Genomic DNA, 5064 nt, shown 5'->3' with positions numbered 1-5064 from the left:
TGCTGCTGTCGGGAGACAGCTCGCCGATGGTCGCCAGTGTCGCTGCCGAGCTGGGCATCGATGAAGCCCACGGCGGCCTGCGTCCCGACGACAAGCTGCAGGTGCTGCAACGCCTGCATCAGGAAGGCCGCACAGTGCTGATGCTCGGCGACGGCGTCAACGACGTGCCCGTGCTGGCCGCCGCGGATATCAGCGTGGCGATGGGCTCGGCCACCGACCTGGCAAAAACCAGCGCCGATGCGGTGCTGTTGTCCAACCGCCTGGAGGCGCTGGTGCAGGCGTTTTCCCTGGCGCGACGCACACGTCGAGTCATCATCGAAAACCTGCTGTGGGCCGGTCTGTACAATGGCCTGATGCTGCCGTTCGCGGCCCTGGGGTGGATCACCCCGATCTGGGCGGCAATCGGCATGTCCCTCAGTTCGTTGACGGTGGTGCTCAATGCCCTGCGCCTGACGCGCCTGCCAAGCGCGCCGGCCGCTGGCCCCCCCTTGATCAATCGCCCGCTGCCGGCGTGAGCCGCGCGGGCATGGAGTGCAGATGCCAGCTCTATACGTGATGATTCCGGCGGCGCTGCTGTTAGTGGGCGTGGCCATCTACATCTTCTTCTGGGCCGTGGACAGCGGCCAGTACGAAGACCTCGACGGCCCGGCCCACAGTGTGCTGTTCGACGACCAGGACCCCAATCACCTGGCCGCCATCGACGAAGCCAACCGCGCCGAGCAGCCGCCCAAGGAACCGCCGCATGCTTGAGCTGGCGCCTTTGCTGGCCTCTGCGCTGATCCTCGGCCTGCTCGGCGGGGGCCATTGCCTGGGCATGTGCGGCGGGCTGATGGGCGCGCTGACCCTGGCGATTCCCAGGGAACAGCGCAGCCGCCGTTTTCGCCTGCTGCTGGCGTACAACCTGGGACGCATCTTAAGTTATGCCGCAGCGGGGTTGCTGATCGGCCTGGCCGGCTGGGCCGTGGCCAACAGCCCGGCGGCGATGTTCATGCGGGTGCTCGCCGGGCTGCTGCTGATCAGCATGGGCCTGTACCTGGCCGGCTGGTGGAGCGGCCTGACCCGTCTCGAAAGCCTCGGTCGCGGCCTGTGGCGACATATCCAGCCGATGGCCAACCGCCTGCTGCCGGTGTCCAGCCTGCCCCGCGCTTTACTGCTGGGCGCGCTGTGGGGCTGGTTGCCGTGCGGGTTGGTCTACAGCACCCTGCTTTGGGCCGCAAGCCAGGGCAATGCGCTGGACAGCGCGCTGCTGATGCTCGCGTTCGGCCTGGGCACCTGGCCGGTATTGCTGGCGACCGGGCTGGCCGCCGAACGTGTCACCGCGCTGTTGCGCAGGCGCAGCGTGCGCATGGCCGGTGGTTTGCTGGTGGTGCTGTTCGGGCTCTGGACCCTGCCCGGGCCGCACCAGCATTGGCTGATGGGGCATTGACCGGCCCTGTGGCATAGCGCCGCTCCCCGTTGATGCAAATCAACATGCCCGCCCCACCCAGCCCCTAGACTCGGCCCACCAGCCAAACCGGGGGACCGCCCGCATGCTCGACGCCATTCGTTGGGACACCGATCTGATTCATCGCTACGACCTGGCGGGGCCGCGCTACACGTCCTACCCCACGGCCGTACAATTCGACAGCCAGGTCGGCACTTTCGACCTGCTCCATGCGCTGCGCGACAGTCGTAAAGCCACCCGGCCGTTGTCGCTGTATGTGCACGTGCCGTTCTGCGCCAATATTTGTTACTACTGCGCCTGCAACAAGGTGATTACCAAGGACCGTGGTCGCGCCCAGGCCTATTTGCAACGCCTGATGCAGGAGATCCAGCAGGTCGCCTGCCATCTCGACCCGAAACAGCCGGTGGAACAACTGCATCTGGGCGGCGGCACGCCGACCTTTCTCAGCCATGACGAATTGCGCCAGGTGATGGCACACCTGCGCCAGCACTTCAATTTGCTCAAGGACGATTCGGGCGACTACGGCATCGAGATCGACCCTCGCGAAGCCGACTGGGCGACCATGGGCCTGCTGCGCGAACTGGGCTTCAACCGCGTCAGCATCGGGTTGCAGGACCTCGACCCCGAGGTGCAACGGGCGGTCAATCGCCTGCAAAGCCTGGAGGAAACCCGCGCGGTGATCGACGCGGCGCGCACCCTGCAATTTCGCTCGATCAATATCGACCTGATCTACGGCCTGCCCAAGCAGTCGCCGCTGAATTTTGCGCGCACCGTGGAGGAAGTCATCCGCCTGCAACCCGACCGCCTGTCGGTGTTCAACTACGCACACCTGCCCGAGCGTTTCATGCCCCAGCGGCGGATCAACACCGATGATCTGCCCTCGCCGGCAGAAAAACTGTTGATGCTGCAAACCACCATCGAACAACTGACCCAGGCCGGCTACCGCTATATCGGCATGGACCACTTTGCCCTGCCGGACGACGAACTGGCCATCGCCCAGGAAGAAGGCACCCTGCAGCGCAACTTCCAGGGCTACACCACCCATGGGCACTGCGATCTGATTGGATTGGGCGTATCGGCGATCAGCCAGATCGGCGACCTGTACTGCCAGAACAGCAGTGATCTCAACGGGTACCAGAATGCCTTGGCGGGCGCGCAACTGGCCACCAGCCGTGGCTTGATCTGCACCACGGACGACCGTCTGCGACGGGCGGTGATTCAGCAGCTAATCTGCAATTTCAGCTTGGTGTTCGAGGACATCGAGCAGGCATTCAACATCGATTTTCGCGGCTATTTCGACGATATATGGCCGCAGTTGCAAATAATGGCCGCAGACGGCCTGATCGAACTGGACGCCCGGGGCCTTCGTGTGATGCCGGCCGGGCGCTTGCTGGTGCGTTCGGTGTGCATGGTGTTCGATGCCTACCTCGAGCACCAGAATCGCCAGCGTTTCTCGCGGGTGATCTGAGACTGCCTACGCCATCGCCAGGGAGGCGGCCTTCATCGCATCGGGGCCACTGAGCCCCTTCATGGCCTTGCCCAACGCAGTCTGCGCCGTGATGAGGCTCGCGTTCAGCACGGCAATCGCACCCTGCAGGTTATTGACCTTGACCCTGGCCTGCTCCGCAGAAAGCGTGTTATCGGCCATGACAGCGGTCAGTTCGGCCTGTTTTTCTGCAATCTGTTTCTTGATCTCGCGGATCATCTTCAAGACCTGCTGGACCTCGTTGGGCAGGCCGCTTTCCTCGATATCGCTGTTGGATTTTTTCGTGTCTCTGACCGCCTGCAAGGCTGCGCCGGAAAGGGTCACCTTCACACCTTCGTCCGTCTTGGTACTGAGGGGCGAAGAAGTGGCGTCCTTCAGCTCTTTACCAGCCGCCGCCGACTTCGCTTCTGCCACCTGGTCTTTCGGCTCCGGCAAAGGCAGCGCGCTGAGGCTTGCCGGGGTATTTGCACCGATGGAAATCATGGGTCTGGCTCCGAATTCAAAAGGTATCGTTACTTTGTATCGGCCACGACACACGGACCTTTATAACGCCGAGGCTTTTCGTACACGCTGGCCTCATCTACCCCCAGTGCGTTACCCTTACGTCTTATGTGTGTTTTCCCACAAGGATTTAAGAAATGTCCGAGCCAGTCAAACTGCGCGCTCACAGCCAGGCTCACTGCAAGGATTGCAGCCTGGCCCCCCTCTGCCTGCCACTTTCGCTGAATCTGGAAGACATGGAAGCGCTGGACGACATCGTTAAACGTGGCCGCCCGCTGAAAAAAGGCGAGTTTCTGTTTCGCCAGGGCGACAAGTTCGATTCCGTCTATGCAGTACGCTCGGGCGCGTTAAAGACATTCAGCCTCAGCGACGGCGGCGAAGAGCAAATCACCGGCTTCCACTTGCCCAGCGAATTGGTCGGTTTGTCGGGGATGGACACCGAAATGCATCCCGTGTCGGCGCAGGCGCTGGAGACTACATCGGTGTGCGAAATTCCTTTCGAGCGCCTTGATGAACTGGCCCTGCAACTGCCACAGCTGCGCCGTCAGTTGATGCGCGTCATGAGCCGCGAGATTCGTGACGATCAACAGATGATGCTGCTGTTGTCGAAGAAAACCGCCGACGAGCGCATCGCGACCTTCCTGGTCAACCTGTCGGCGCGCTTTCGCGCCCGTGGTTTTTCGGCCAACCAGTTCCGCCTGAGCATGTCGCGCAATGAAATCGGCAATTACCTGGGCCTTGCGGTGGAAACCGTGTCCCGCGTGTTTACCCGCTTCCAGCAGAACGCATTGATTGCCGCCGAGGGCAAGGAAGTGCATATCCTCGACCCTATCCAACTGTGCGCACTGGCCGGTGGCTCCCTGGAAGGGTAATCCGCGCTCTGCGGCCGAGCGAACCGGCAAGGCCGCAGGTATACTTCGGGTCCGTTTTCCGCCCAGGACCCTTCGACGATGACTTTCGATTCGTTCGACATCAAATCCCTGATTCGCCCCGTCATCGACTTCCCCAAGCCTGGGGTGATCTTCCGTGACATCACGCCGTTGTTCCAGTCGCCCCGCGCCCTGCGCCTGGTCGCCGACAGCTTTGCCCAGCGTTATGTCGAAGCCGACTTCAGCCATATCGGCGCAATGGATGCCCGCGGCTTCCTGATCGGCTCGATTGTCGCGTACCAGCTCAACAAGCCACTGATCCTGTTTCGCAAGCAAGGCAAATTGCCGGCTGACGTGTTGGCCGAGGCCTACCAGACCGAATATGGCGAAGCGCTGCTTGAGGTGCATGCCGACAGCCTGTGCGAAGGTGACTCGGTGTTGATGTTCGATGACTTGATCGCCACCGGTGGCACCCTGATTGCGGCGGCGAACCTGGTGCGACGCATGGGTGCGCAGATCTTTGAAGCGGCGGCGATTATTGATTTGCCGGAGCTGGGTGGGTCGCAGCGGTTGGAAGATATGGGGGTTCCCACGTTCTGCCTGACGCAGTTCGGGTTGACCGAGCGGTAGTCGTTGTCAGGACGGGCCTCATCGGGGGCAAGCCCCCTCCCACAGTTTTGACTGTGTTCACAAATCAAATGTGGGAGGGGGCTTGCCCCCGATGGCGGCCTCTGGGCCGACCAGGATGTTGGATCAGATCGAGT

7 protein-coding genes are annotated in these 5064 nt (G+C 62.2%); 6 read left to right on the top strand and 1 reads right to left on the bottom strand.

The window, feature by feature from the left end:
* From BFP90_RS07335 to hemN, 4 genes are all read left to right on the top strand, one after another.
* A partial coding sequence (locus tag BFP90_RS07335) for an HAD-IC family P-type ATPase (protein ID WP_141688938.1) occupies positions 1–515 on the top strand: 515 nt, incomplete at its 5' end.
* A gap of 22 nt (positions 516–537) precedes the next feature.
* Positions 538–750: a cbb3-type cytochrome oxidase assembly protein CcoS gene (ccoS, locus tag BFP90_RS07330; RefSeq protein ID WP_057721235.1), complete on the top strand. Its 213-nt coding sequence runs from the start codon at positions 538–540 to the stop codon at positions 748–750.
* The gene (locus BFP90_RS07325) at positions 743–1426 is read left to right on the top strand and encodes a sulfite exporter TauE/SafE family protein (RefSeq protein WP_065887885.1); all 684 of its coding nucleotides are present in this window, start codon (positions 743–745) and stop codon (positions 1424–1426) included. Before ccoS ends, BFP90_RS07325 begins: the two co-directional genes overlap by 8 nt.
* A 103-nt stretch (positions 1427–1529) precedes the next feature.
* On the top strand, positions 1530–2912 hold the full coding sequence (gene hemN, locus BFP90_RS07320; RefSeq protein WP_065896358.1) for an oxygen-independent coproporphyrinogen III oxidase: 1383 nt from the start codon (positions 1530–1532) through the stop codon (positions 2910–2912).
* Positions 2913–2918: 6 nt separating this feature from the next.
* Here hemN and BFP90_RS07315 read toward each other — a convergent pair whose 3' ends face one another.
* Entirely contained in the window at positions 2919–3413 is a 495-nt protein-coding gene (locus tag BFP90_RS07315) for a hypothetical protein (protein WP_170827590.1), read from the bottom strand.
* 155 nt (positions 3414–3568) lie between these two features.
* Here BFP90_RS07315 and fnr point away from each other — a divergent pair, with 155 nt between their 5' ends.
* Together fnr and BFP90_RS07305 are read left to right on the top strand one after the other, a co-directional pair.
* Positions 3569–4303, top strand: a complete 735-nt coding sequence (fnr, locus tag BFP90_RS07310) for a fumarate/nitrate reduction transcriptional regulator Fnr (protein ID WP_065887883.1) — start codon at positions 3569–3571, stop codon at positions 4301–4303.
* 78 nt (positions 4304–4381) lie between these two features.
* Positions 4382–4930 (top strand): adenine phosphoribosyltransferase, encoded by a 549-nt coding sequence (locus BFP90_RS07305; protein WP_065896357.1) that lies wholly within the window; start codon positions 4382–4384, stop codon positions 4928–4930.
* The last annotated feature ends 134 nt before the right edge of the window (positions 4931–5064 follow it).

The sequence above is a fragment of the Pseudomonas sp. 24 E 13 genome, assembly GCF_900004715.1.
In the GTDB taxonomy this organism is placed as follows: Bacteria; Pseudomonadota; Gammaproteobacteria; order Pseudomonadales; family Pseudomonadaceae; genus Aquipseudomonas; species Aquipseudomonas orientalis_A.
The sequence above is the reverse complement of the archived record's forward strand: the minus strand, read 5'-3'. Positions and strand labels throughout refer to the sequence as shown.